The organism is Serratia sp. CY47280 (assembly GCF_052168655.1).
In the GTDB taxonomy this organism is placed as follows: domain Bacteria; phylum Pseudomonadota; class Gammaproteobacteria; order Enterobacterales; family Enterobacteriaceae; genus Serratia; species Serratia bockelmannii.
In genome coordinates this window covers 483965-509002 of the sequence record NZ_JBJNMG010000003.1, presented here as the reverse complement: position 1 = coordinate 509002, position 25038 = coordinate 483965, and the positions used below count along the sequence as shown (strand labels likewise).

The 25038-nt window shown below is 60.6% G+C and carries 22 protein-coding genes and 3 tRNA genes; 16 read left to right on the top strand and 9 right to left on the bottom strand.

From position 1 onward, the window contains the following. The first annotated feature begins 109 nt into the window (after positions 1-109). Positions 110-427 (top strand): quaternary ammonium compound efflux SMR transporter SugE, encoded by a 318-nt coding sequence (sugE, locus tag ACJ8J4_RS16710; RefSeq protein ID WP_004929669.1) that lies wholly within the window; start codon positions 110-112, stop codon positions 425-427. Here sugE and blc read toward each other — a convergent pair. The 5 genes from blc to frdA form a co-directional block, all read right to left on the bottom strand. Then, a complete protein-coding gene (gene blc, locus ACJ8J4_RS16705) occupies positions 421-954 on the bottom strand; it encodes an outer membrane lipoprotein Blc (RefSeq protein WP_060448255.1) in 534 nt (177 codons plus the stop codon). The two genes, sugE and blc, sit on opposite strands and share 7 nt — an antisense overlap. A gap of 84 nt (positions 955-1038) precedes the next feature. Further along, entirely contained in the window at positions 1039-1398 is a 360-nt protein-coding gene (frdD, locus tag ACJ8J4_RS16700) for a fumarate reductase subunit FrdD (protein WP_004929672.1), read from the bottom strand. Positions 1399-1410: 12 nt separating this feature from the next. Continuing rightward, positions 1411-1803: a fumarate reductase subunit FrdC gene (gene frdC, locus ACJ8J4_RS16695; protein WP_025305010.1), complete on the bottom strand. Its 393-nt coding sequence runs from the start codon at positions 1801-1803 to the stop codon at positions 1411-1413. A 14-nt stretch (positions 1804-1817) separates the two neighbouring features. After that, positions 1818-2552 (bottom strand): succinate dehydrogenase/fumarate reductase iron-sulfur subunit, encoded by a 735-nt coding sequence (locus tag ACJ8J4_RS16690; RefSeq protein WP_004929676.1) that lies wholly within the window; start codon positions 2550-2552, stop codon positions 1818-1820. Further along, positions 2545-4341, bottom strand: a complete 1797-nt coding sequence (gene frdA, locus ACJ8J4_RS16685) for a fumarate reductase (quinol) flavoprotein subunit (protein WP_049209616.1) — start codon at positions 4339-4341, stop codon at positions 2545-2547. The genes ACJ8J4_RS16690 and frdA overlap by 8 nt, the downstream gene beginning before the upstream one ends. Before the next feature lie 385 nt (positions 4342-4726). On the opposite strand from frdA, the gene epmA reads away from it, so the two are divergent. After that, positions 4727-5704 (top strand): elongation factor P--(R)-beta-lysine ligase, encoded by a 978-nt coding sequence (gene epmA / locus ACJ8J4_RS16680; protein ID WP_025305012.1) that lies wholly within the window; start codon positions 4727-4729, stop codon positions 5702-5704. 67 nt (positions 5705-5771) lie between these two features. Here epmA and mscM read toward each other — a convergent pair whose 3' ends face one another. From mscM to rsgA, 3 genes are all read right to left on the bottom strand, one after another. Next, positions 5772-9119 carry a miniconductance mechanosensitive channel MscM gene (gene mscM / locus ACJ8J4_RS16675; protein WP_049205242.1) on the bottom strand — a complete coding sequence of 1116 codons (3348 nt, stop codon included), beginning with the start codon at positions 9117-9119 and terminating at the stop codon, positions 5772-5774. 13 nt (positions 9120-9132) lie between these two features. Continuing rightward, positions 9133-10026 carry an archaetidylserine decarboxylase gene (gene asd / locus ACJ8J4_RS16670; protein WP_025305014.1) on the bottom strand — a complete coding sequence of 298 codons (894 nt, stop codon included), beginning with the start codon at positions 10024-10026 and terminating at the stop codon, positions 9133-9135. Between the two features lie 76 nt (positions 10027-10102). Then, positions 10103-11152: a small ribosomal subunit biogenesis GTPase RsgA gene (rsgA, locus tag ACJ8J4_RS16665; protein WP_004929686.1), complete on the bottom strand. Its 1050-nt coding sequence runs from the start codon at positions 11150-11152 to the stop codon at positions 10103-10105. A 245-nt stretch (positions 11153-11397) separates the two neighbouring features. Here rsgA and orn point away from each other — a divergent pair, with 245 nt between their 5' ends. The 4 genes from orn to ACJ8J4_RS16645 all read left to right on the top strand — a co-directional run bounded on the left by orn (position 11398) and on the right by ACJ8J4_RS16645 (position 12483). Further along, positions 11398-11943, top strand: coding sequence for an oligoribonuclease (gene orn, locus ACJ8J4_RS16660; protein WP_004929689.1), 546 nt, complete (start codon positions 11398-11400; stop codon positions 11941-11943). A 192-nt stretch (positions 11944-12135) separates the two neighbouring features. Further along, positions 12136-12211 (top strand) — tRNA-Gly (locus tag ACJ8J4_RS16655). Positions 12212-12277: 66 nt separating this feature from the next. After that, positions 12278-12353 (top strand) — tRNA-Gly (locus tag ACJ8J4_RS16650). Positions 12354-12407: 54 nt separating this feature from the next. After that, positions 12408-12483 (top strand) — tRNA-Gly (locus ACJ8J4_RS16645). Between the two features lie 311 nt (positions 12484-12794). Here the strand turns inward: ACJ8J4_RS16645 and queG are convergent. After that, the gene (gene queG / locus ACJ8J4_RS16640; RefSeq protein WP_025305015.1) at positions 12795-13934 is read right to left on the bottom strand and encodes a tRNA epoxyqueuosine(34) reductase QueG; all 1140 of its coding nucleotides are present in this window, start codon (positions 13932-13934) and stop codon (positions 12795-12797) included. On the opposite strand from queG, the gene nnr reads away from it, so the two are divergent. The 10 genes from nnr to ACJ8J4_RS16590 all read left to right on the top strand — a co-directional run bounded on the left by nnr (position 13933) and on the right by ACJ8J4_RS16590 (position 24980). After that, positions 13933-15447, top strand: a complete 1515-nt coding sequence (gene nnr / locus ACJ8J4_RS16635) for a bifunctional ADP-dependent NAD(P)H-hydrate dehydratase/NAD(P)H-hydrate epimerase (RefSeq protein ID WP_197759416.1) — start codon at positions 13933-13935, stop codon at positions 15445-15447. The two genes, queG and nnr, sit on opposite strands and share 2 nt — an antisense overlap. A 10-nt stretch (positions 15448-15457) precedes the next feature. Further along, positions 15458-15928 (top strand): tRNA (adenosine(37)-N6)-threonylcarbamoyltransferase complex ATPase subunit type 1 TsaE, encoded by a 471-nt coding sequence (gene tsaE / locus ACJ8J4_RS16630; RefSeq protein WP_025305017.1) that lies wholly within the window; start codon positions 15458-15460, stop codon positions 15926-15928. 7 nt (positions 15929-15935) lie between these two features. Next, positions 15936-17747, top strand: coding sequence for an N-acetylmuramoyl-L-alanine amidase AmiB (gene amiB / locus ACJ8J4_RS16625; protein WP_264383778.1), 1812 nt, complete (start codon positions 15936-15938; stop codon positions 17745-17747). 22 nt (positions 17748-17769) lie between these two features. Further along, positions 17770-19653, top strand: coding sequence for a DNA mismatch repair endonuclease MutL (gene mutL / locus ACJ8J4_RS16620; RefSeq protein ID WP_197836446.1), 1884 nt, complete (start codon positions 17770-17772; stop codon positions 19651-19653). Beyond that, a complete protein-coding gene (gene miaA / locus ACJ8J4_RS16615) occupies positions 19646-20587 on the top strand; it encodes a tRNA (adenosine(37)-N6)-dimethylallyltransferase MiaA (protein WP_025305020.1) in 942 nt (313 codons plus the stop codon). Before mutL ends, miaA begins: the two co-directional genes overlap by 8 nt. A 114-nt stretch (positions 20588-20701) precedes the next feature. After that, positions 20702-21010 (top strand): RNA chaperone Hfq, encoded by a 309-nt coding sequence (gene hfq, locus ACJ8J4_RS16610; RefSeq protein WP_004933678.1) that lies wholly within the window; start codon positions 20702-20704, stop codon positions 21008-21010. Positions 21011-21108: 98 nt separating this feature from the next. Beyond that, a complete protein-coding gene (gene hflX / locus ACJ8J4_RS16605) occupies positions 21109-22389 on the top strand; it encodes a ribosome rescue GTPase HflX (protein ID WP_004933675.1) in 1281 nt (426 codons plus the stop codon). A gap of 68 nt (positions 22390-22457) precedes the next feature. Further along, positions 22458-23708, top strand: a complete 1251-nt coding sequence (hflK, locus tag ACJ8J4_RS16600; RefSeq protein ID WP_025305021.1) for an FtsH protease activity modulator HflK — start codon at positions 22458-22460, stop codon at positions 23706-23708. Positions 23709-23711: 3 nt separating this feature from the next. Further along, positions 23712-24716, top strand: a complete 1005-nt coding sequence (gene hflC / locus ACJ8J4_RS16595; protein ID WP_004933669.1) for a protease modulator HflC — start codon at positions 23712-23714, stop codon at positions 24714-24716. A 63-nt stretch (positions 24717-24779) separates the two neighbouring features. After that, on the top strand, positions 24780-24980 hold the full coding sequence (locus tag ACJ8J4_RS16590; protein ID WP_004933666.1) for a DUF2065 domain-containing protein: 201 nt from the start codon (positions 24780-24782) through the stop codon (positions 24978-24980). Positions 24981-25038 lie beyond the last annotated feature (58 nt).

Here is a 25038-nt window from a genome sequence, read left to right as displayed (position 1 = left end):
CTGCCGCAGTGCGGGTGAGGTTACCCGTCATGCATCACCTCGCTAAACGGGACGACCCGTTTACGCGTCATTTTATCGGGGACGACCCCAGTGGTAGGGAGGCCGTCTCATGGCCTGGATTATTCTGCTTATCGCCGGTTTGCTCGAAGTGGTTTGGGCTATCGGTCTGAAATACACCCACGGTTTTACCCGGCTGACGCCGAGCATCATCACCATCGCCGCGATGGTGGTCAGCATGTTGCTGTTGGCCAACGCCATGAAAACGCTGCCCGCCGGCACCGCCTACGCGGTGTGGACCGGCATCGGCGCGGTGGGCGCGGCCATCATGGGCATGGTGCTGTTGGGCGAATCGACCAATATCGCGCGCATCATCAGCCTGTGCCTGATCGTGGTCGGCATTCTCGGGCTGAAGTTCAGCAGTCACTGATCGGCGGACTGTTGCACCCAGATCAGCTTGTCGGTGGCGAAACCGTAGCCTTTGGCCGTCTGCAATAAGCTGTCGCGTACGCTGGCGTCAAGCGTCGGCGTGCGCGACAGGATCCACAGATAGTCGCGGTTAGGGCCGCAAACCAGCGCGTAGCGATACTGCGGGTCCAGGGCAATCACGTTATAGCCGCCGTAGAAGGGGCCGAAGAACGACACTTTCAGCGCCGCGACCTGCGGTGAACCGATAAAGTAGGCTTTGCCTTCGCTTTCTTGCCATTGCTGTTTTTGCGCATTGAAGCCGCGATTGATGACGTTCAGCCCGCCGTCGGCGCGCGGGCTGTAATGGGCGGTCACCTGCTGCAAACCGCGTTCAAAACGATGATCCAGACGAGCGATCTCATACCAGGTACCGAGATAGCGCTGGCTGTCAAAGGGGGTCACGACCTTGATGTCTTTAGGCGGGGAGACGCTGCAGGCGACGGAGAGCAGGGCGGAAAGCATGACGCTAAGCTTTGACCATAAACGCATCGGTGACTCCTGTTTACCGGGGGCGAGTAAACAGTGTAGCCGATGAGAAAAGGGCGGCCAACGGGCGTTGGCCACCCGAGCGGTTTACAGAGTGACGACGCCGATGACGGTGACGACGCTGAGGATTGCCGCCAGACCGTAGAACACCCACTTGCCGGCCGGCACGTGGATCTTCAGATCGTGCATCGCATGGTGGATGCGGTGCAGGCCGCACCACAGCGGCAGAATGATCATCAGCAGCAGGAACAGGCGGCCGATCAGGCTCTGGCAGAACGCCAGCACGCGCTCGTAACCCAGCGCTTCACCGGGGAACAGCCCCAGCGGCAGCAGAATGCCGACCAGTAGCACGATAGCCGGCGCGACGATCGCGCCCCACATGCCGCCGGCGCCGAACAATCCCCAGAAAACCGGCTCGTCGGAGCGTTTAGGTGCTTGATTTATCATGTTTCCTCCGGATTAGAACAGGGCCACGGCCAGGATGACCACGCTGACGACGATCGTGACGGCCCACAGCCCTTTCACGATGGGGCCCGGTCCCATTTTCTCGCTGTTGACCACGATATTGGCGGCCTTCGGCGCCAGATCGAACCAGGTTTTGGTGTGCAGCGCCGCCGCCAGCAATGCGACGACGTTGATTAACAGCACCAGCGGATTCTGCAAGAAACCGACGAAGCCGGCCCAGCTCTCGGCGCCGCCCTTCAACGCGAACACGCCATAGAGCAGCACGATGCTGAACCAGACCGCTAGCACCGAGGTGCCTTCGCGCAGCATGTAGAAACGGTAAAAGCCGAGCTTTTGCCACCAGGTGGGCGTCATGGTGCGCACATAGGGCTTACGTTGAGTTGTCATGGCAATTTTCTCCCTTATTGCGGCTTCAGCATGGCGATCATGAAGTCTTTGGCGCTCTCCACCTTGCCTTGCTGGATAGCGGCGGCGGGATCGACGTGTTTCGGACAGACTTCGGAGCAATAGCCGACGAAGGTGCAGCTCCAGACGCCGTTTTGGCCGTTGAGCTGCGGCATGCGCTGTTTCTTGCCGTGGTCGCGGTTGTCCAGGTTATAGCGGTGCGCCAGCGTGATCGCCGCCGGGCCGATAAACTCGGGGTTGAGGCCGAACTGCGGGCATGCCGCGTAGCACAGGCCGCAGTTGATGCAGCCGGAGAACTGGTGGTATTTGGCCATCTGCGCCGGAGTCTGCACGTTTGGGCCATCCTCCGGTTTGCGATCGTTGCCGATGATGTACGGTTTGATCGCCTCCAGGCTTTCGATGAAGTGGGTCATGTCGACCACCAGATCGCGCTCGATCGGGAAGTTGCCCAGCGCTTCAACCTTCATGCCGCCGACGTAGTCGCGCAGGAAGGTTTTGCACGCCAACTTCGGCACGCGGTTGACCATCATGCCGCAGGAGCCGCAGATCGCCATGCGGCAAGACCAGCGGTAGGAGAGGTCCGGCGCCAGGTTATCCTTGATGTAGCCCAGCGCATCGAGCAACGAGGTCTGTTCGTCGTAAGGCACGGCGTAAGTGACGAAATGCGGCTCGGCGTCGCTTTCCGGGTTATAGCGCATGACGTCGATCTTCAGGGTTTGCATCTCAGCCATTTGCCTGCTCCTTATTCTTTTTCTCCTGCGCTTCGGCTTCTGCGCCGTAGACGCGTTTGGCCGGCGGCAGCTTGGTAATTTTCACGTCGCTGTATTCGAGACGCGGCGCGCCCTGCGGGTTATGGAACGCCAGCGTATGCTTGAGGAAGTTGACGTCGTCACGCTCGGTGCAGCCTTCGTCCAGGCGCTGATGGGCGCCGCGCGACTCTTTGCGGTTAAACGCGGAGTGCGCCATACATTCGGCGACGTCCAGGCCGTAGCCCAGCTCGATGGTGTACAGCAGATCGGTATTGAAGACGCTGGTGTTGTCGGTGATGTTGACGCGCTTGAAACGCTCTTTCAGCTCGGCCAGCTTATCGATGGTTTTTTGCATCAGCTCCGGCGTGCGGTAGATGCCGCAGCCTTCTTCCATCGACAGCCCCATTTCGTCGCGGATCTTCGCCCAGTTTTCGTTGCCTTCCTGCTTCATCAGGTTGCTCAGGCGGGTTTCGACGTCGCGGGTTTGTGCATCCAGCGCGCTGCCGTTGGCCGGCGCGGTCTCGAGCGCGCGGCGCGCGGCGTGTTCACCGGCGACGCGGCCGAACACCACCAGTTCCGCCAGCGAGTTGGAGCCGAGGCGGTTGGCGCCGTGCAGGCCGACGGAGGAGCACTCGCCGACCGCGAACAGCCCCTTGATGCGGGTTTCACAGTTCTGGTCGGTTTCAATGCCGCCCATGGTGTAGTGCGCGGTAGGGCGCACCGGGATCGGATCTTTCACCGGATCGACGCCGACGTAGGCCTTGGCCAGTTCGCAGATGAACGGCAGCCGCTCCAGCAGCTTTTTCTCGCCCAGGTGGCGCAGATCGAGGTAGACCACGTCGCCGCGCGGGGTGGCGATGGTGCGGCCGGCGCGCCATTCATGCCAGAAGGCCTGGGACACTTTATCGCGCGGGCCCAGCTCCATGTATTTGTTCTTCGGCTCGCCCAGCGGGGTTTCCGGACCCATGCCGTAGTCTTGCAGGTAACGGTAGCCGTCTTTGTTCACCAGGATGCCACCTTCGCCGCGACAGCCCTCGGTCATCAGGATGCCGGAACCGGGCAGGCCGGTCGGATGATACTGCACGAACTCCATGTCGCGCAGCGGTACGCCGTGGTGGAACGCCATGCCCATGCCGTCGCCGGTAACGATGCCCCCGTTGGTGTTGTAGCGATAAACGCGCCCGGCGCCGCCGGTGGCCATCACCACCGCGTTGGCGCGGATCTGCACGCGGGTGCCTTCCATCATGTTGAGCGCCACCAGGCCGCGCGCCTGGCCGTCATCCACCAGGATATCCAGCACGAAGTGCTCGTCGAAGCGTTGGATCTGCGGGTATTTCAGCGAGGTTTGGAACAGGGTGTGCAGCATGTGGAAGCCGGTCTTGTCGGCGGCGAACCAGGTGCGTTCGATCTTCATGCCGCCGAAGCGCCGCACGTTGACCGACCCGTCCGGTTTGCGGCTCCACGGGCAGCCCCATTGCTCAAGCTGGGTCATCTCGCGCGGGCACTGATGCACGAAGTGATCGACCACGTCCTGCTCGCACAACCAGTCGCCGCCGGCGACGGTGTCGTTGAAGTGGTAGTCGAAGGTATCGTGATCCTGGGTGACGGCGGCGGAGCCCCCCTCGGCGGCGACCGTGTGGCTGCGCATCGGGTAGACCTTAGAGATCAGCGCGATTTTCAGTTGGGGATTGGCTTCCGCTGCGGCTATTGCTGCACGTAAACCAGCGCCCCCGGCCCCAATAATGGCAAGATCGGCGTTAAAGGTTTGCACTGCATTCCTCCAATGTTCTTGTTAAGAACGGCAAGTTAAATATCTATGCTTAAAATTTAGCGAACTCTTCGGGTGCTAACTAATTGAACCGATTAATGTTGCTTAAAGGTTAAGGATAGATATCTCCCACCAATAATGGGGAATTAACTATACCTAAAGTTAAGTAGTCGAAATTTGATGTGATCGATTGTTTTGTCGATTAACGCTCGACCAACAGGCTTGCCTGTTTTTTTGCGCGTTTGGCCTGCTTTACCCTTTTTAACGCGCTTTTGCCGCCCATTTATCGGAAATTGGCGTTATGGACGGTTGTGCATCGTGAAGAATTTGTTTGGCTGCAAGGATGCGAGTAGACTGCATCCCCTGTTTGATTTCGGAGTTAATTACCATGAGCGAAACGGCAAGCTGGCAGCCTAGTGCACCCATCGCCAATTTGTTGAAACGCGCAGCGATTCTGGCTGAGATCCGGCGTTTCTTCGCCGATCGTGGCGTGCTGGAAGTTGAGACGCCCACCATGAGCCAGGCGACGGTCACCGACGTTCACCTGTTCCCGTTCGAGACGCGTTTCGTCGGGCCGGGGGCGGCAGAGGGCCTGACGCTATACATGATGACCAGCCCGGAATATCACATGAAGCGCCTGTTGGCGGCGGGCAGCGGCCCGATCTACCAAATGGGGCGCAGCTTCCGCAATGAAGAAGCCGGGCGGCATCACAACCCGGAATTCACCATGCTGGAGTGGTACCGTCCGCACTACGACATGTACCGCCTGATGAACGAGGTGGACGATCTGCTGCAACAGGTGCTGGACTGCGAGAGCGCGGAGACCCTGTCCTATCAGCAGGCGTTCCTGCGCCATCTGGACATCGATCCGCTGTCGGCGGAGAAGGCGCAGCTGCGTGAAGCGGCAGCCAAACTCGATCTGAGCAACATCGCCGATACCGAAGAAGACCGTGATACGTTGTTGCAGCTGCTGTTCACCGTGGGCGTGGAGCCGCATATCGGCCGTGAAAAACCGGCGTTCGTGTACCACTTCCCGGCCAGCCAGGCGGCGCTGGCGGAGATCAGCACCGAAGACCACCGCGTGGCGGAGCGTTTCGAGGTGTATTTCAAGGGCATTGAGCTGGCGAACGGTTTCCGCGAGCTGACCGACGGCCGTGAACAACAGCAGCGCTTCGAGCAGGACAACCGCAAACGTGCGGAGCGCGGCCTGCCGCAGCAGCCGATCGACTACAACCTGTTGGCGGCGTTGCAGCACGGCATGCCGGAATGCTCCGGCGTGGCGCTGGGCGTGGATCGCCTGGTGATGCTGGCGCTGGGCGCCGAGAGCCTGAGCGAAGTTTTAGCCTTCCCAGTCGGGATCGCCTGAGTTTCAGGCGGTAAGAAAAGCAAAAAAGGCCGGCATTTGCCGGCCCTTTTTTTATCGCGAGAAACGCTTACAGCCCCCCGGCGTCGCGCTTGGTGTTCGGCGCCGGCGTGGACGGCGGCGTACGGCCGTTGTTGGTCAACCGCGACAGCGTCTCGGTGCGCACCTGGAACGGCGGGTACGGCAGCGTGATGCCGTGCTCGCGGTAGCCCGCCAAGATCAACTGGTGGATCTCGTGACGCAGCGGCATACGGTGGCCCATCTCGGCGGCGTAAATACGCATCTCGAAGATCTGGATGCCCTGTTGCAGATCGACCAGGTAAACCTCCGGCGCCGGGTTATCCAGCACCAGCGAGCAGCGCTCGGCGGCGTTCATCAGGATTTTGGTCACTTCTTCGCTGTTGGCTTCGCCCGGCGCCGGTACGGTCAGCACCACACGGGTCAGGGTGTCGGACAGCGACCAGTTGACGAACTGTTCGGTGATGAAGGCTTTGTTCGGCACGATGATCTCTTTGCGGTCCCAGTCCGAGATGGTGGTGGCGCGGGTGTTGATCTTGGTGACGGTACCGGTCAGGTTGCGGATCGTCACGGTGTCGCCGATGCGGATCGGTTTCTCGAACAGGATGATCAGGCCGGAGATGAAGTTGGAGAAGATCTCCTGCATGCCGAAGCCCAACCCCAGACTGAGCGCGGTAACCACCCACTGCAGTTTCGACCATTCGATGCCGATCCAGGCGAAGCTGAGCACCGCGCCGAACACCAGCAACAGGTACTTGGTGATGGTGGTAATGGCGTAGCCGGTGCCCGGCGTCAGATCCAGGTGCTGCAGCACTGCCAACTCCAGCAGCGCCGGCAGGTTGCGCACCAGCTGCATGGTGATGATCAACACCAGAATGGCGATCAGAACCGCGCCGAGAGTGATTGGATGGGCGGTTTCCACGCCGTTCACCGTCGAGGTCACGTCCCACAGCGAGATGTTTTCCAGGAAGGCGAACGCGGAGTGGATCTCCGACCACAGCACGATCACCGACACCAGTGCGATCAGCGTCAGGATCGAGCGCACCAGCCGCAGCGACTGGGCGCTGATGGTGTCCAGATCGAAGTCCGAATCGTCCGGATCGATGGCGCCTTCAGTGCTGTTCGGGGTGTGCGAGGTTTCGTCTTCGCCGCGGGCGCGCTGGGCCAGGATGTCGGCGCGGCGCTGTTTGGCGCGATCGAAGGCGATGCGCCGCCGTTGGATCAGCATCCAGCGGCGGATGATGTGGTAGATGACCAGCAGCAGGAACCAGATCGCCACCGAGGTTTCCAGGCGCGCCAACAGCGCCTGCGCGGTGGTGAGGTAACCGACGGTCGAGGCCAGTGCCGCCAATAGCGGCGCCGACAGCAGCAGCCCCCAGAAGGCGCTGTTGAGCATGTTGTCGCCGGAGCCGTTTTTATCCAGATACAGCGGGATACCGGCGCGCTTCAGGCTGTGGGTGACCAGCGCCAGCGCCAGACACAGCAGGATGAAGCACAGCCGTCCCAGCGTGTTGGCGAACTCGCGTTCTTTCAGGCTATCGAAAGTGATCAGCGCCATGATCAGCGGCACGATCAGCCAGATCGACATCTTGTAGTAGCGCATGGCGCGCGAAACCTGCTTCGCCGGCCAGCGGAAGTGCACGATGAACAGCCCCTGAGGGTGGGCGAAGGCGGCGCAGATCATGCAGATCCACAGGATCGGCAGCGTGGCGGTCACCCCTTTGCCGATCGCTTCCGCCACCGGGTAGTTCCAGGCGCTCTGCAGGCCGTAACCGAGCGCGGCCCACAGCACTGGCAGCGGCATCGCCACCAGAATCGACCAGAATACGGTGCGCACCGTCAGGAAGAATTCGTCCTGCGTCACCTTGCCGACGCGGCTGCTGGCGCGCTCGAGGAAGGCGTGATAGTGCTTGCGCGAACTGATGCTGAAAATCACCAGCAGCAGGGCGCCGAAGATCGGGATCAGCGTTTCGCGGCTGGTCACCATCATCATGAAGGCGCCGCCGAGCTGCGACAGCGTGTCCAGCGACAGGACGCGGGTCAGATCGTGTGCCACGTTGAGCGGGTAGGAAAAGTTGATCGGATTAACGTCCGGCACCCAGAACAGATAGCGGTGGGTGGCGTCGCGGATCTCGTTCAACGCTTCGATCAGCTGGGTGTTGGCCACCTTCAGCTTGGTCAGCTCGAGGATTTGGGTGTCGCAACCGGACAGCAACGAGTTGAGCAGTTCGCGCTGGGTGCGCAGCTGAGCATCGACGATGCGCTGCTCCTGGTTGGTCAGCGCGCTGCCGTCGTCGCGTTTGAATTCGCGCTGCGACAGTTTTTCCAGTTGATTTTCAAACTGCAGGCGCTGCACGCGCAGCTGGGCCATGTCGCCGTCCAGCTGTTGCGGCTTGGGCATTTCCGGCAGCGTTGCCACCTGGGCGCGCAGGGTTTCCCCTAACGCCGACGACGAGCCGAGCCACTGGGCCTGTTCGATAATGGTGCTCAGCGCCTGGCGCACCTGCAGCGTCTGCGCCGCCGCCTGCCGCTGCTGCGATGAAATCAGATCCATGCGCTGCGCCTGGCTGTTCAGCGCGGCGGACAGTTCGCGGTTGATCTGCAGCTGTTGGCTGAGGCTTTTTGGCAAGTCGCCGTTCTGCTCGGCCAGCTGCTCGGTTTTTTCCAGCGCCAGTTCCGCTTCGCGTTGGCGCTGGGCGTTGAGGTTGTTGCGCAGCGCCTGCAGCTGAACGTCTATTTTCTCGTGGCGCTTTTTATAGACCTCGGCGCGCATGCGCGCCAGCTCCTGACGGTTGTTGGCCGACAGCTGCGCCAGCTCCAGCTCGTCCACTTTGGCTTTGCGCGCCGCGGCTTCGGTCTGCAGCAGGGCCAGGGCGGCCTGCGCGTACGGGGTGGTCGGGTTGGCGGGCTGCGCCTGCAGACGGCGCTGCACTTCGGTCAGCGCGCGGCGGGCGTCGGTCTGCTGCTGCGGCAGCTGGCCGAGCGAATCGCTGATTTCCCGCGTGCGATCCTGCTCTTGCTGCAGCAGGCGCGCCTGTTCCAGCAGCAGGCTGCTGGTTTGCAGGATCTGCTGTTCCAGCTCGGCGGCCGGCAGATCGTCGCCGTTCGGCAGGATCTTGTTGCTTTCCAGCACCAGCTGACGGCGCAGCTCCTGCGTCATCTTAGGGAAATCGTCGATCACCCTCTGATACTGCTCGGAGCGAGTCTGCGACTCTTTACGCTCCGTCAGCCAGTTGAGGGCGCTTTGCAGCGCCTCGGTGGTTTCCGCCTGATTCGGCGCGTTTTTGCTGCTTTCCGCCTGCTTCAGCTCCTGTTTGAGCTGGTTCTCGGTCGGCACGGGGGCGGCCAGCGCCGGTTGCCACAGCAGGCAACCGAGCAAAAGCGTGATGATCAGGCGCACGGCGTCGATTCCTTTAGAGCGGGGTCTGTGGTGTTTCAGCGGCGGCCGGGATTTCGGCGAAGGCCTCACCCATGCGGGTGACGGTGCCGTTATGCAGCTGCGGCGCAAACTGCACGCTGCCTGCGGTAAACAGGTTGATCACCGTGGAGCCGAGTTTGAAACGGCCCATCTCGGCGCCTTTTTCCAGCGCGATGGCGCCTTCTTCGCCGGCGGCCGGGTAGGTCCAGCGTTTGATGATGCCTTCGCGCGGCGGCGTGACGGTGCCGGCCCAGATGGTTTCGATGCTGCCGACGATGGTGGCGCCGACCAGGATTTGCACCATCGGCCCGATGTCAGTGTCGAATACGCAGATCACGCGCTCGTTGCGAGCGAACAGGTTAGGCACGTTGGCGGCGGTGAGCGGGTTGACCGAGAACAGATCGCCCGGCACATAGATCATTTCGCGCAGTACGCCGGCGCACGGCATGTGTACGCGGTGATAGTCGCGCGGTGCCAGGTAGGTAGTGGCGAACAGGCCGTTGCGGAACGGCTCGGCCAACAGGTAGTTGCCGGCCAGCAGTGCTTCCAGGCTGTAGTGGTGGCCTTTGGCCTGGAAGATTTGATCCTCGCGGATCGGGCCGAGCTGGCTGATGGCGCCATCGGCAGGCAGCGCCAGCCAGTTGGCGTCGGCGATGATCGGGCGCGCGCCATCGCGCAGCGGGCGCACGAAGAAGTCGTTGAAGGTGGCGTAAGACGTCAGGTCCGGGTTTTGCGCTTCCTGCATGTCCACGCGGTAGTAGCGGGCGAAGGTTTTGACCACCAGTTGGGTCAGCCAGCCTGCCTGTTTGTCGGCGCCCCAGCCCGCCAGGCGGGTCAGCGCCAGCTTCGGTAGCCAATATTGCAGTTTAATCTTGATGCTATCCAGCACGTTAACCTCGTGAATCAGGGTAAAGGGCGCGCATTGTAACGAGGGCCTCGCCGTCGTCAATGCTCGCCCGTCAGTGTCAGTCTGCGGCGTCCGTGAAGTTCTTGCGAACCTTCACCTGAGCCATGCTTTCCAGAATGCGGTGATAGTTGTCGAAACGCTCTTCCGCGATATCGCCTTTCTCCATCGCCGCGCGGATGGCGCAGCCGGGATCGGTATCGTGGCGGCAGTCGCGGAATTTGCAACCGCCTAAATAATCACGGAATTCGACAAAGCCGCGGGTGATTTGTTCCGGCTCCAGGTGCCACAGGCCAAACTCGCGCACCCCCGGGGAGTCGATCACGTCGCCACCGTGCTGGAAATGGTACAGCCGCGCGGCGGTGGTGGTATGTTGCCCGAGGCCCGAGACGTCGGAAACCTGATTTACCAGAATTTGCTCTTCAGACGGCGGCAGCAGCGCGTTCAGCAGGCTGGACTTGCCGACTCCCGACTGGCCGGCGAAGATGCTGATGCGCCCGGCGAGCGCCTGTTCGAATTCCGCCATGCCTTCCCGCGTCTGGCTGGAGACTTCCAGCACCCGGTAGCCAATCTTGCGATAGATATCCATCATGCCGTCGACCAGCTTGCGCGCTTCGGCGTCCAGCAGGTCAATTTTGTTGAGCACGATCAGCGGCTCGACTTCGAGCGTTTCGCAGGCCACCAGATAGCGGTCGATGATGTTCAGCGACAGCTCGGGCAGGATCGCCGACACGATGACGATCTGATTGATATTGGCGGCGATCGGTTTCACGCCGTCGTAGAAGTCCGGGCGCGTCAGCACCGAGGTGCGCTCGTGTACCGCTTCCACAATGCCTTTTACCCCTTCATGGGTGCCCAGGCCGGGGCGCCACACCACGCGATCGCCGGTGACCAGCGAACGCAGCGTGCGGCGGATATTGCAGCGGTGCTGAGTGCCATCCGGCGCCTCAACGTCGGCGTGCATGCCGAAACGGCTGATGACGACGCCTTCCTGCGGCTCGCCCAGCTGGGAATCATCCGGTTCCGGTTTGTTATCAGCGCGTTTCAGACGGCGCTGATGGTTCGCCTGCACGCGGCGTTGCTGACCTTTGGACAGTTTGTTCTTACTCACTGCGCCTCACTTGAATCGGTTTTATACCTTTACGTATACGCACAGCTGCGGCGAGGGACTAGCCCCGGGCGCAGCCTTGAACCCGTCAGGGTATATGTCGCCGATGGCGACCAAAAAGACTATGATACACGCTATTTTATATTAAATAACCGTTGTTAGCCGCCGGCTGCGGCGCGTTGCCACCGGCGGCGCCCGTCGTCTCGTCCTCACAGCGTTTTTCTCTCGGCTTTTAGGCAGGAAACATCATGACAGGAAACGAAAATAACCTGATTTGGATCGATTTGGAGATGACCGGGCTGGATCCCGAGCGTGACCGCATTATCGAGATCGCCACGCTGGTCACCGACGCCAACCTGAACATCCTGGCGGAAGGGCCGGTGATCGCCGTGCACCAATCCGACGAGCAGTTGGCCTTGATGGACGAGTGGAACGTGCGCACCCATACCGGCAGCGGGCTGGTGGAGCGGGTGAAAGCCAGCCGTCAGGACGATCGCGCCGCTGAGCTGGAAACGATAGCCTTCCTGCAGCAGTGGGTACCGGCCGGCAAATCGCCGATCTGCGGCAACAGCGTGGGCCAGGATCGCCGTTTCTTGTTCCGTTATATGCCGGAGCTAGAGGCCTACTTCCATTACCGCTATCTGGACGTCAGCACGCTGAAGGAGCTGGCGCGCCGTTGGAAGCCTGAAATTCTCGGCGGCTTTAAGAAGCAGGGCACCCATCAGGCGCTGGATGACATCCGCGAATCGGTGGCCGAACTGGCTTATTACCGCGAACATTTCATTCAGCTTTAAGGCGATGACGGCCTCTGCGGGGAAAAAACGCCGTTTTTAGCCGCTTAATTCGCCAATCTGGCGCTTTAATCGGCAATCAAACAAAAATCGCGTTTTTTTGCTTTCAGGGGCTTGCGACAAAAAGGATTTCTCGTATAATGCGCACCCCGTACCGATGAAGAATTTCGTAACGTTCCACCATCGATACGCCGGGCGGGAATAGCTCAGTTGGTAGAGCACGACCTTGCCAAGGTCGGGGTCGCGAGTTCGAGTCTCGTTTCCCGCTCCAAATTCAACAATGTCGCGATGCGGCATGATGAATAAATAAAGCAGTATCAAGCAGTACCTATGCGACGCGGGAATAGCTCAGTTGGTAGAGCGCAACCTTGCCAAGGTTGAGGTCGCGAGTTCGAGCCTCGTTTCCCGCTCCAAAAATTCAAAGGTCACGCCAGTGTTTGGTGGCCGGATGCCAAAAGCATCTCAATGCGGGAATAGCTCAGTTGGTAGAGCACGACCTTGCCAAGGTCGGGGTCGCGAGTTCGAGTCTCGTTTCCCGCTCCAATTTTCTCTTCGTTTCAAACTCAAATCCAACGCCTTATCCGGCGCGGGTTTTTGTCCCGTTTTACACGCCTGGTAAAAATGTTGTAAACAGAGTTATCCACAGCCTCTGTACATAAACTCGCCTGCCTGAAAAATCAACGTCATACAAATTAAATATTTATCTATTTGATTTATATGCTTATTTATTTATCCCAAAACGTTATGCCGATCACTTGCTCTTTTTGTTGCAGTTGAAAGACAACGTGTTTTTATTTTTATGCACAAATCCACAGAGTGAGTCTTCCGGCGATACGCCTGAATGGCGTACGCCGTCAGGCATCCCTTGGCAAACCTTTTTCCACAGCCCGTATCAGCCGCTTTTTCTGCGCCGTCTGCACCTCGATACCCTGCGCTTCGCGGCGAGCGAGCTGTTGCGCCAGCGCCCAGTGGATATGTTCATCCAGCATGGCGTCTTGGCCCAAACGCGTGCGCAGTGCGAGCACGATGCTGTCTTCGTAGGGCGCATTGCCCAGCGCCACGGCGATATTGCGCAGCCAGCGCAGGTGGCCGATGCGGCGTATCGCCGAGCCTTCGGTGATGCGCAGGAATTTTTCTTCCGTCCAGTTGAACAGATCGAGCAGCTGCGGCGCATGCAGCGCGGCGCGGGGGCTGAAATCGTCTTCGTCGGTGAGCTGAGAAAAGCGGTTCCACGGGCAAATCAGCTGGCAGTCGTCGCAGCCGTAGATGCGGTTGCCGAGCAGCGGACGGAATTCTTCCGGGATCGCGCCTTCCAGCTCGATGGTTAGGTAGGAGATGCAGCGCCGGGCATCGACGGTGTAGGGCGCGACGATGGCGCCGGTCGGGCAGGTGGTGATGCAGGCAACGCAGCGGCCGCACTGCTCTTCCTGCGGCTGATCCACCGGCAATGGCAGGTCGATCAGCAGTTCGCCGAGGAAAAACCACGACCCGGCTTCACGGTTGAGAATTAGTGAGTGTTTACCAACCCAGCCAATGCCCGCTTTGGCGGCCAGCGCGCGCTCCATCACCGGCGCAGAATCGACAAAGGGGCGAAAATTCAACTCGCCGCAGTATTCCTGGATCTGATCGCCCAGCTTTTTCAGACGCTGGCGCAACAGCTTGTGATAATCGCGCCCCAGCGCATAGCGGCTGACGTAGCCCAATTGCGGGTTCTGCAGGGTGCTGGCGAACGCCGCCTTGGCCGGCAGGTAGTTCATGCGCACGCTGATCACCCGCAGCGTGCCCGGCAACAGCTCGTGAGGGCGTGCGCGCAGCATGCCGTGGCGCGCCATCCACTCCATCTCGCCGTGGTACTGTTTGTCGAGCCAGGCCTGCAGCTTCGGCTCTTCCAGGCTGAGATCGGTATCGCAGATGCCAACCTGCTGGAATCCTAGCGATTGCCCCCATTGCTTGATATGTTGGGCGAGTTGATGGAGATCGAGGGGGTGCGTCATGACGGGCCACAGTGAAAAAGCATACGCTGACAGTTTACCACACTCTGTCTGGCCTGCGGATTGGATCCGTCGTTCGGAACCTGCGGCGGCGGCCTCGCTCGGTCTTTCTCTTTACGATTTAATGCTGCGCGCCGGTCAGGCGGCCTACGTACTGGCGCGCGACACTTATCCCTCCTGCAACCACTGGCTGGTGCTCTGTGGCCACGGCAACAACGGCGGCGACGGCTATGTGGTGGCGCGTTTGGCGAAGGCGGCGGGCGTGCAGGTGACGGTGATCGCCTGCGAAGGCGCACGCCCTTTGCCGCCGGAGGCCGCAGCGGCCCGCGAGGCCTGGCTGGCTGCCGGCGGCGACATTCTGCCGGCGAACAGCCGCTGGCCGGCGTCTGTTTCGCTCATCATTGATGGCCTGCTAGGCACAGGCCTCGGCAGCGCGCCGCGTGCGCCCTACGACGCGCTGATCGAGGCCGTCAACCGCCATTCGGCGCCGGTGGTGGCGCTCGATATCCCGTCCGGCCTGCTGGCGGAAAGTGGCGCGACGCCGGGTCCGGTCGTGCGTGCCGCGCACACCATCACGTTCATTGGCCTCAAGCCGGGTTTGCTGACCGGGCAGGCGCGCGACTGGGTCGGGCAACTTCATCAGAATACGCTAGGCTTATCGGATTGGCTGGCGAAGCAACCGGAACAGATTCAGCGGCTTACCGCCGAGGCGTTGCCGCGCTGGCTGCATCCGCGGCGCCCCTGCGCCCATAAGGGCGAGCATGGCCGTCTGCTGCTGGTGGGCGGCGACCGCGGATTCGGCGGCGCCATTCGCATGGCGGCGGAAGCGGCGCTGCGCAGCGGGGCTGGGTTGGTGCGAGTGCTTACTCACATTGAGCACGTCGCGCCGCTGCTGGCGGCCCGGCCGGAGCTGATGGCGCAGGCGCTGGACGAGGCGACGCTTCGGCAGGCGATGCAATGGGCGGATGTGCTGGTGATCGGTCCGGGGCTTGGCCAGGCTGAGTGGGGCAAAAATGCCTTGAACGTGCTGCAAACCAGCGATAAACCGGCCTTGTGGGACGCCGATGCGCTGAACTTGCTGGCATTAAATCCCGAGAAACGGCAGAATCGCGTGATGACTCCGCATCCTGGAGAGGCTGCGCGGCTGTTGAGCTGCAGCACTGTCGACATCGAGAGTGATCGCTTACTTGCCGTGCGTAAGCTGACGGCACGCTACGGCGGCGTGGCGGTGCTAAAAGGCGCCGGTACGCTGATCGCCGATGAGCAGGGGCAGATGGCGATCGCCGACGTCGGCAACGCCGGCATGGCCTCCGGCGGCATGGGCGATGTGCTGTCGGGCATCATCGGCGGTTTGCTGGCGCAAAAGCTCTCGCTGTATGATGCCGCCTGTGCGGGCTGCGTCGTACACGGCGCGGCCGGCGATCGCGTAGCGGAAAGACAAGGAACAAGAGGCATGTTGGCGACCGATTTACTGCCGGACATCCTTCATTTCGTTAACCCTGAGTGGGCAAAATAGACTTTATCGAATGAAAGAACTCGTTTTACCTCTGCCGGACGAGGCAGCGACTGTCGCTTTGGGCACCACTTTGGCCAAGGCCTGCGATCGCGCCAGCGTCATCTATCTCTACGGCGACCTGGGCGCCGGTAAAACCACCTTCAGCCGTGGTTTCCTGCAGGCGTTGGGGCATCAGGGCAACGTCAAAAGCCCAACCTACACGCTGGTGGAACCCTATGCCTTGCAGCCGCTGGCGGTGTATCACTTCGATCTGTATCGCCTGGCCGATCCGGAAGAGCTTGAATTTATGGGCATTCGCGATTACTTCGCGCAAGACGCCATCTGCCTGGTCGAATGGCCGCAGCAGGGCACTGGCGTGCTGCCGGAGCCGGATCTGGCGCTGCACCTCAGCTATCAGGGCGAGGGGCGAGAGGCGAAGATCGAGGCGATTTCCGCATACGGCAGCCAGCTGTTAGACCGCATTCATGGATCACAGGGATGATGCTGCAATGACGCATGTGTTGAAAAAATTTGCGGTCATCATGCTGATCGCCGTGCTGGGGCCGCTCGGCGCGTTGAACGCGCTGGCGGCGTCCTCGCTGTCCGATATCAAAGTGTCCAACGCCCAACGCGAAGCGACGGTGTCGGTGAGCTTCAATGGTCCGCCGGACTACGCGTTTTTCCCGCTGCACGGCCCGGAGCGCGTGGTGCTTGACGTCAACCAGAAAGGCAAGGTCGGCGGCCTGCCGCTCAATTTCAGCGGCCAAAACCTGGTGAAGAGCATTCGCTCCAGCGCGCCGAAAGACGCTCAGAGCGTGCGTTTGGTGTTTGATCTGACTCAGCGCGCCAAAACCCGCGTCGCCACCCGCCAGAACGGCGGCATGCACACCGTAGTGTTCACTATCACGGCCGAAGGCAGTGCCAATACCGTAGTGCGTAAAGCGCCGGTTGCGGTCAATCCACCGCCGCGTCAGGCGCCCGTCACGGTCAGCCAGCCACCGCGCCAGGCGCCGGTGGCGGTGCGTGAAGCGCCGGAGCCGCCGCTGCGCAAAGCGCCGACGGGATCGAATCCGTTTACCAATAAACAGACCGTGGTTGCAGGCACCGCCACCGAGGTGACGCCGCGCAGTAGCCGCGTTTCCGCCGGTTCCGGCGATCGGGTGGTGGTAGCGATCGACGCCGGCCACGGCGGCCAGGATCCGGGCGCCATTGGCCCGAGCGGACTGAAAGAAAAGAACGTCACCATCGCCATCGCGCGTCGCCTGCAGGCGATGCTGGACGCCGACCCGCAGTTCAAGCCGGTGCTGACGCGTAACGGCGACTATTTCATCTCGGTGATGGGACGTTCCGACGTTGCGCGTAAACAGGGCGCCAACGTACTGGTCTCCATCCACGCCGACGCCGCGCCGAACCGCAGCGCCAGCGGGGCTTCCGTATGGGTGCTGTCCAATCGCCGCGCCAACAGCGAAATGGCCGGTTGGCTCGAACAGCATGAGAAGCAGTCCGAGCTGCTCGGCGGCGCCGGCGACTTGCTGGCCAACAGCCAGGCCGACCCTTATCTGAGCCAGGCGGTGCTGGATCTGCAGTTCGGCCACTCGCAGCGCGTTGGTTACGATGTGGCGGTGAAGGTGCTGCAGCAGCTGCAGAGCGTCGGATCGTTGCATAAACGCCGGCCGGAACACGCCAGCCTGGGCGTGCTGCGTTCGCCGGATATTCCCTCGCTGCTGGTGGAAACCGGATTTATCAGTAATAGCACGGAGGAGCGGCTGCTGGGCAGTAGCGCGTATCAGGAGAAGATTGCCAAGGCCATTCATAACGGCCTGCGCAGCTACTTCCTGGCGCATCCGCTGCAAGCCGACCCAAAGGTGGAAAACCGACCGCTGGACGTCGCAGCGGCGGTTAACACCTCAACACCAGACGTGCGCCAGCCTGAGCCTATCGTGAGCTCGGCTGGCGCGAGCCGCAGCGAAAGCGGCAAGACTCAGATCCACGTGGTGAAACGAGCGGAGACGCTGTCTGGCATCGCCGACAGCTACGGCACGACCATGGCGGCGCTGCGGGATCTGAACAAACTGAAAAAAGACGGCGTGTGGGTCGGGCAACGTCTGAAGGTGCCGGCGGGGAAAACCGCCGCCGTCACCGCCGTCGCCAAGGCGAAAACGCCGGCGAAGAAGCCGTCTAAACATAAAGTGGCCCGCGGGGACACGCTGTCCTCTATCGCTTCTCGTTATGGGGTCAGCGTCGGCGATCTGAAACGGGTCAATAATCTGAAGTCGGACGTCGCGCCGCTGGACCGGACGCTGACCATTCCGCAGGCCTAGCGCCACCGCTACAGGAGTCAGCATGCCTATCCAGGTGTTACCGCCACAGCTCGCCAACCAGATCGCCGCCGGAGAGGTGGTTGAACGCCCCGCGTCGGTCGTCAAAGAGCTGGTGGAAAACAGTCTGGACGCCGGTGCGACGCGCATCGATATCGATATCGAACGCGGCGGTGCCAAGCTGATCCGCATTCGCGATAACGGCTGCGGCATCGGCAAGGACGATTTGGCGCTGGCGCTGGCGCGGCACGCTACCAGTAAAATCAGCACGCTCGATGACCTGGAAGCGATCGTCAGCCTCGGTTTTCGCGGCGAAGCGCTGGCCAGTATCAGCTCGGTTTCCCGTTTGACCCTGACGTCGCGCACCGCCGAACAAAGCGAGGCGTGGCAAGCCTATGCCGAAGGGCGCGAGCAGGCGGTGACGGTCAAACCCGCCGCGCACCCGGTCGGCAGCACGCTGGAAGTGCTGGATTTGTTTTACAACACGCCGGCGCGCCGCAAGTTCATGCGTACCGAGAAAACCGAATTCGGCCATATCGATGAAGTGGTGCGGCGCATCGCGCTGGCGCGTTTCGATGTGGCGATCAACCTCAGCCACAACGGCAAACTGATCCGCCAATACCGGGCGGCGAAAGAAGAGAGCCAGCACGAACGCCGTTTGGGCAGCATCTGCGGCCCGGCGTTTTTACAGCATGCGCTGAACATCGACTGGCAACACGGCGATCTGAGCATCCGCGGCTGGGTGGCGGATCCGGCGGGGGCGCGCCAGCTGGGTGAGATGCAATACTGCTACGTCAATTGCCGCATGATGCGCGATCGCTTGATCAATCACGCGATTCGTCAGGCCTATCAGGATCAGCTAAAAGACGATCAGCAGCCCGCTTACGTGCTGTATCTGGAAGTCGACCCGCACCAGGTGGACGTCAACGTTCATCCCGCCAAGCACGAGGTGCGTTTCCATCAGGCGCGGCTGGTACACGATTTTATCTACCAGGCGGTGACCACCGTGCTGCAACAGGCCAGTCAGACACCGTCGCTGCCGCTGGCGGAAACGCCCGACGAAGCGCCCGCGCCGGTCTGGCAGCAGGAAAACCGCGTCGCCGCCGGCGGCAACCATTTTTCTCAGCCGGCGCCGCGTCGCGAAACGCCGTCATCGGCCGGCGCCGTCCGCGAGCGCGCGCCGCAGCCCGGTTGGCAAACGGCGGGCGGTTACCAGAAACGCGAAGGCGAGCTGTACGGCAAACTGATGCAGCCCGCCACCGAGCCACCGGCCGATGCGGCGCCGGAAGTTTCGAGCAAGCCGCCGCTGTTCCCGCCGGCGAAAGCCGCCGTGGAAACGCCGTTGGCGAGCGGACAACACAGCTTTGGCCGGGTGCTGATGATCCATCCGCCGTGCTACGCGCTGATTGAACAGCGCCAGCAGCCGGCGTTGCTCAATCTGACGGTGGCCGAACGCTGGCTGCGCCAGGCGCAGCTCAATCCGCCGACGGAAGGGCTGCGGCCGCAACCGCTGCTGATACCGATCAAGCTGACGTTGGATAAGAACGAAGCGGCGGCCATTGCACGGCATCAGGCGCTGCTGACGATGATGGGGCTGGATCTGCAGACGGATCACGGCCGTGTGACGCTGCGCGCAGTGCCTTTACCATTACGCCAACAAAATTTACAAAAACTGATACCCGAACTGTTAGGCTATCTGGCCGAACATCAGGAGATGTCGCCCGTGGTGCTGGCCACCTGGCTCGCTCGCCGTCTTGGCAGCGAACATGAACAGTGGAACACCTCGCAAGCGATACAATTGCTGACCGACGTTGAACGACTTTGCCCGCAGCTGGTCAAATCGCCACCGAGCGGACTTTTACAACCCGTTGATTTACAGGCCGCACTGGCGGCCCTCAAGCATGACTAACACTGAAATGACACCACGTCCCCCGGCTATTTTCATCATGGGGCCGACCGCCTCAGGCAAGACCGCGCTGGCGATCGCGCTGCGCGAACGCCTGCCGGTGGAACTGATCAGCGTCGATTCCGCGCTGATTTACCGCGGCATGGATATCGGCACCGCCAAGCCGAGCGCCGAAGAATTGGCGCAGGCGCCGCATCGGCTGATCGATATTCGCGATCCCGCCGAAGCTTACTCGGCCGCGGAGTTCCGCGCCGACGCGCTGAAGGAGATGGCCGATATCACCGCCGCCGGGCGCATTCCGCTGCTGGTCGGCGGCACCATGTTGTATTTCAAGGCGTTGCTGGAAGGATTGTCGCCGCTGCCCTCCGCCGATCCCGCGGTGCGCGAGCGCATCGAACGCCAAGCGGCGGAGCAGGGCTGGGAGGCGCTGCACCGTCAGTTGCAGGCGATCGATCCGGTCGCGGCAGTGAGAATTCATCCGAATGATCCGCAGAGACTGTCCAGAGCACTGGAAGTTTTTTTTATTTCGGGTAAAACTTTAACGGAACTGACTCAAATTTCGGGTGAATCGTTACCGTATCAAGTTCACCAATTTGCGATAGCGCCGACCAGCCGTGAGTTGATCCATCAACGCATCGAGCTGCGGTACCATCAAATGTTGGCGGCGGGTTTTGAGACGGAAGCGCGTGCACTTTTCGCACGGGGTGATTTGCATACGGACTTGCCCTCCATTCGCTGTGTCGGTTACCGCCAGATGTGGTCATACTTGTCTGGTGAAATTAGTTACGATGAGATGGTTTATCGTGGTATTTGCGCAACACGTCAGTTGGCTAAACGTCAGATGACCTGGTTACGGGGTTGGGAGTCGGTCCATTGGTTGGACAGTGAAAAGCCGGGAGAGGCTTTGGACTCGGTGACACAGGTTGTTAGTGCATAGGTTGGGTGATTGTGTACAATTGCTGAGTATTCAGCGCGCAAATTTTTTACGTCGTTTATTTTAGAGCCGACAGGTTCTTAGTTACAAACAACAAGCAAATAAGGAAAAGATAGAATGGCTAAGGGGCAATCTTTGCAAGATCCGTTCCTGAACGCATTGCGTCGTGAACGTGTTCCGGTTTCTATTTATTTGGTGAATGGTATTAAGCTGCAAGGCCAGATTGAGTCTTTTGACCAGTTTGTCATCCTGTTGAAGAACACGGTTAGCCAGATGGTGTACAAGCACGCTATCTCTACCGTTGTCCCGTCACGCCCGGTCTCGCATCACAGCAACAATCCGAGCGGCGGTTCAAGCAACTATCACCATGGTAACAATCCGTCTGCGCAGCAACAGCCGCAGCAGGAAAGCGATGACGCTGAATAAAGCGCGTTGCAAGTCAACCATGACGGGGAGCATAAGCAGCCGCGGGCTGTTTATGTCCCCCAAACTCACGGTGAGTGTCCGTTTGAGAGGTTGCACGCTTGTTTGACCGTTATGAAGCCGGTGAGCAGGCCGTACTGGTTCATATCTATTTCTCGCAAGACAAAGATACGGAAGACCTCAACGAGTTCGAATCGTTGGTTTCCTCAGCCGGTGTCGAAGCTTTGCAAGTGGTGACTGGTAGCCGCAAAGCCCCGCATCCGAAGTACTTTGTCGGCGAAGGAAAGGCCGAAGAAATTGCAGATGCGGTGAAAGCCAGCGGCGCGTCTGTTGTCCTGTTTGATCATTCCCTTTCCCCGGCGCAGGAAAGAAACCTCGAGCGCCTGTGCGAATGCCGGGTGATCGATCGCACCGGGCTGATTTTAGACATCTTCGCCCAGCGTGCCCGCACCCATGAAGGTAAGCTGCAGGTGGAGCTGGCGCAGTTGCGTCACATCGCCACGCGTCTGGTACGCGGTTGGACGCACCTGGAGCGGCAAAAAGGGGGGATTGGCCTGCGCGGGCCGGGGGAAACCCAGCTTGAGACCGACCGTCGCCTGTTGCGCGATCGCATCAGCTTGATTCTGCGCCGCCTCGAGCGGGTAGAAAAGCAGCGTGAACAAGGCCGACGCGCGCGGACCCGTGCCGATGTGCCGACCGTATCGCTGGTGGGCTACACCAACGCCGGCAAATCCACCCTGTTTAACCGAATAACGTCTGCCGAGGTGTATGCGGCGGACCAGCTATTTGCCACCCTGGATCCTACGTTGCGGCGCATTGACGTGCCGGACGTGGGGGATACCGTGTTGGCGGATACCGTAGGCTTTATCCGGCACCTGCCGCACGATCTGGTGGCCGCCTTCAAGGCGACGCTGCAGGAAACGCGCCAGGCGTCTTTGCTACTGCACGTCATCGATGCCGCAGATCCGCGCGTCGATGAGAACATCGAAGCGGTGAACACCGTGCTGGCGGAGATAGACTCGGATGAAATTCCTACACTGTTAGTGATGAACAAAATAGATATGCTGGACGATTTTGTGCCGCGTATCGACCGCAACGACGAAAACCTGCCGATCCGGGTGTGGCTGTCCGCCGCCAGCGGAGAGGGTATTCCGTTGCTGTATCAGGCGTTGACGGAGCGCTTATCGGGGGAGATCGCGCATTACGAATTGCGCTTACCGCCACGGGCAGGCCGTCTTCGCAGCCGTTTTTACCAGCTTCAGGCGATTGAAAAAGAGTGGAACGAAGAGGACGGCAGCATTGGCGTGGTGGTGCGAATGCCGATCGTCGAATGGCGTCGTCTCTGCAAGCAAGAACAGGACCTGATTGACTTTATCGTATGATCATATCCTGTTACATTTATGCTTCGCGAAAGCCTGAAGTACCCAATCACAGAATATGGAGCTAAAACATGGCGTGGAATCAGCCCGGTAATAACGGACAGGACCGCGACCCGTGGGGGAGCAGCAATAATAATGGCGGCAACTCTGGCGGTAACAACAAAGGCGGTCGTGATCAAGGGCCACCTGATTTGGACGATATCTTCCGCAAACTGAGCAAGAAATTGAGCGGTTTCGGCGGGGGCAAAGGCTCCAACAGCAATAGCGGCGGCACCGGCACCTCTGGTCCGGGCTTCAGCGGCCGCATTATCGGTATCGCGGCGGTTGCCGTGGTGGTGATCTGGGCCGCCAGCGGCTTCTACACCATCAAGGAAGCCGAACGCGGCGTTGTGACGCGTTTCGGTAAGTTCAGCCACCTGGTGCAGCCGGGCCTGAACTGGAAGCCGACCTTCATCGATGACGTGCGTCCGGTGAACGTGGAGTCCGTGCGCGAGCTGGCGGCGTCCGGCGTGATGCTGACCTCCGATGAAAACGTGGTGCGCGTGGAAATGAACGTGCAGTACCGCGTGACCAACCCGGAAGCGTACCTGTTCAGCGTCGTCAATGCCGACGACAGCCTGAGCCAGGCGACCGACAGCGCCCTGCGCGGCGTGATCGGCAAATACTCGATGGACCGCATCCTGACCGAAGGCCGTACCGTGGTGCGTAACGATACGCAGCGCATGTTGGAAGAGACTATTCGTCCTTACAACATGGGTATCACGTTGCTGGACGTCAACTTCCAGGCGGCGCGTCCACCGGAAGAGGTGAAGGCGTCGTTCGACGATGCGATCGCTGCGCGTGAGAACGAGCAGCAATACATCCGTGAAGCGGAAGCTTACGCCAACGAAGTTCAGCCGCGTGCGAACGGCCAGGCGCAGCGTCTGCTGGAAGACTCCAAGGCTTATAAAGACCGTACCGTCCTGGAAGCTCAGGGTGAGGTGGCGCGCTTTGCCAAGCTGTTGCCGGAATACAAGTCCGCACCGCAGATTACTCGCGAGCGTCTGTATATCGAAACCATGGAAAAAGTGCTGGGCCATACCCGTAAGGTGTTGGTGAGCGACAAAGGCAACAACCTGATGGTGCTGCCGCTGGATCAGATGCTGCGCGGTCAAGGCGCGGCAACGGAGAGCGGCAACAAGGATACCAGCCTGATTCGTCTCAATCCGAATCCTGCGCCGGCTGCCAACAGCAGCGCTCCGCGTACCAGCGGCGGTTCGATTATGGATCAGCGCCGGGCGAATGCGCAGCGTGACGACACCACTCGCGTAGGGAGAGAGTAATCAATGCGTAAGTCTTTTGTAGTTATTGTCCTCGCGGTGCTGGTGGTGCTGTACGCTTCGCTGTTCGTGGTGCAGGAAGGCCAGCGCGGCATCGTGCTGCGCTTCGGCAAGGTTCTGCGCGACGGCGAAAACAAGCCGCTGGTGTATGCGCCGGGTCTGCACCTCAAGATCCCGTTCATCGAGACCGTGAAGAACCTGGATGCGCGTATTCAGACCATGGATAACCAGGCCGATCGCTTCGTGACCAGCGAGAAGAAAGACCTGATCGTCGATTCCTATCTGAAGTGGCGTATCAGCGACTTCAGCCGCTACTATCTGGCGACCGGCGGCGGCGACGTCTCCCAGGCCGAAGTGCTGCTGAAACGCAAGTTCAGCGACCGTCTGCGTTCCGAAATCGGCCGTCTGGACGTGAAAGACATCGTGACCGACTCGCGCGGCAAGCTGATGTCTGACGTGCGTGACGCGCTGAACACCGGCACCGTGGGTGACGGCGAAGAAGTGGCGACCACCGAAGCCGATGACGCTATCGCCTCTGCGGCGGCGCGCGTTGAACGGGAAACCACCGGCAAACAGCCGCAGGTTAACCCGAACAGCATGGCGGCGTTGGGCATCGAGGTGATCGACGTACGTATCAAGCAGATCAACCTGCCGGCCGAAGTGTCCGACGCCATCTACCAGCGTATGCGCGCCGAGCGTGAAGCGGTAGCCCGTCGTCTGCGCTCGCAGGGCCAGGAAGAAGCTGAGAAACTGCGCGCCAGCGCGGACTACGAAGTGACCCGTACCTTGGCGGAAGCCGAGCGTCAGGCGCGTATCACCCGCGGTGAAGGCGATGCCGAAGCGGCTAAACTGTTCGCCAACGCGTTCAGCCAGGATCCGGACTTCTATGCCTTTATCCGCAGCCTGCGTGCCTATGAAGCCAGCTTCAAGGACAACCAGGACGTGCTGGTACTGAGCCCGGACAGCGATTTCTTCCGCTACATGAAGTCGCCTGATACCCTGCGCAAATAAGCGCGGCAGGCAATCTGACCGAGGGCCCGTTTACGCGGGCCCTTTCTCGTTTTTGGGGGATGCATGAACTCAACGATTTGGCTGGCGCTCGGGCTGGTCCTGGTGCTGGAAGGGTTAGGGCCGATGCTGTTTCCGCAGGCCTGGCGCAAAATGATTGTGGCGATGTCGCAGCTGCCGGACGCGACGCTGCGGCGATTTGGTGGTGGAATAGTGGTTGCGGGCTGCGTGATCTACTACATGTTGAGCGGCCGCACGGGTCTTTAAAGTCTAGCCCAAAATTTATGCAATCGTATGCTAAAAGTGCTGAAAATCGAAAATTACG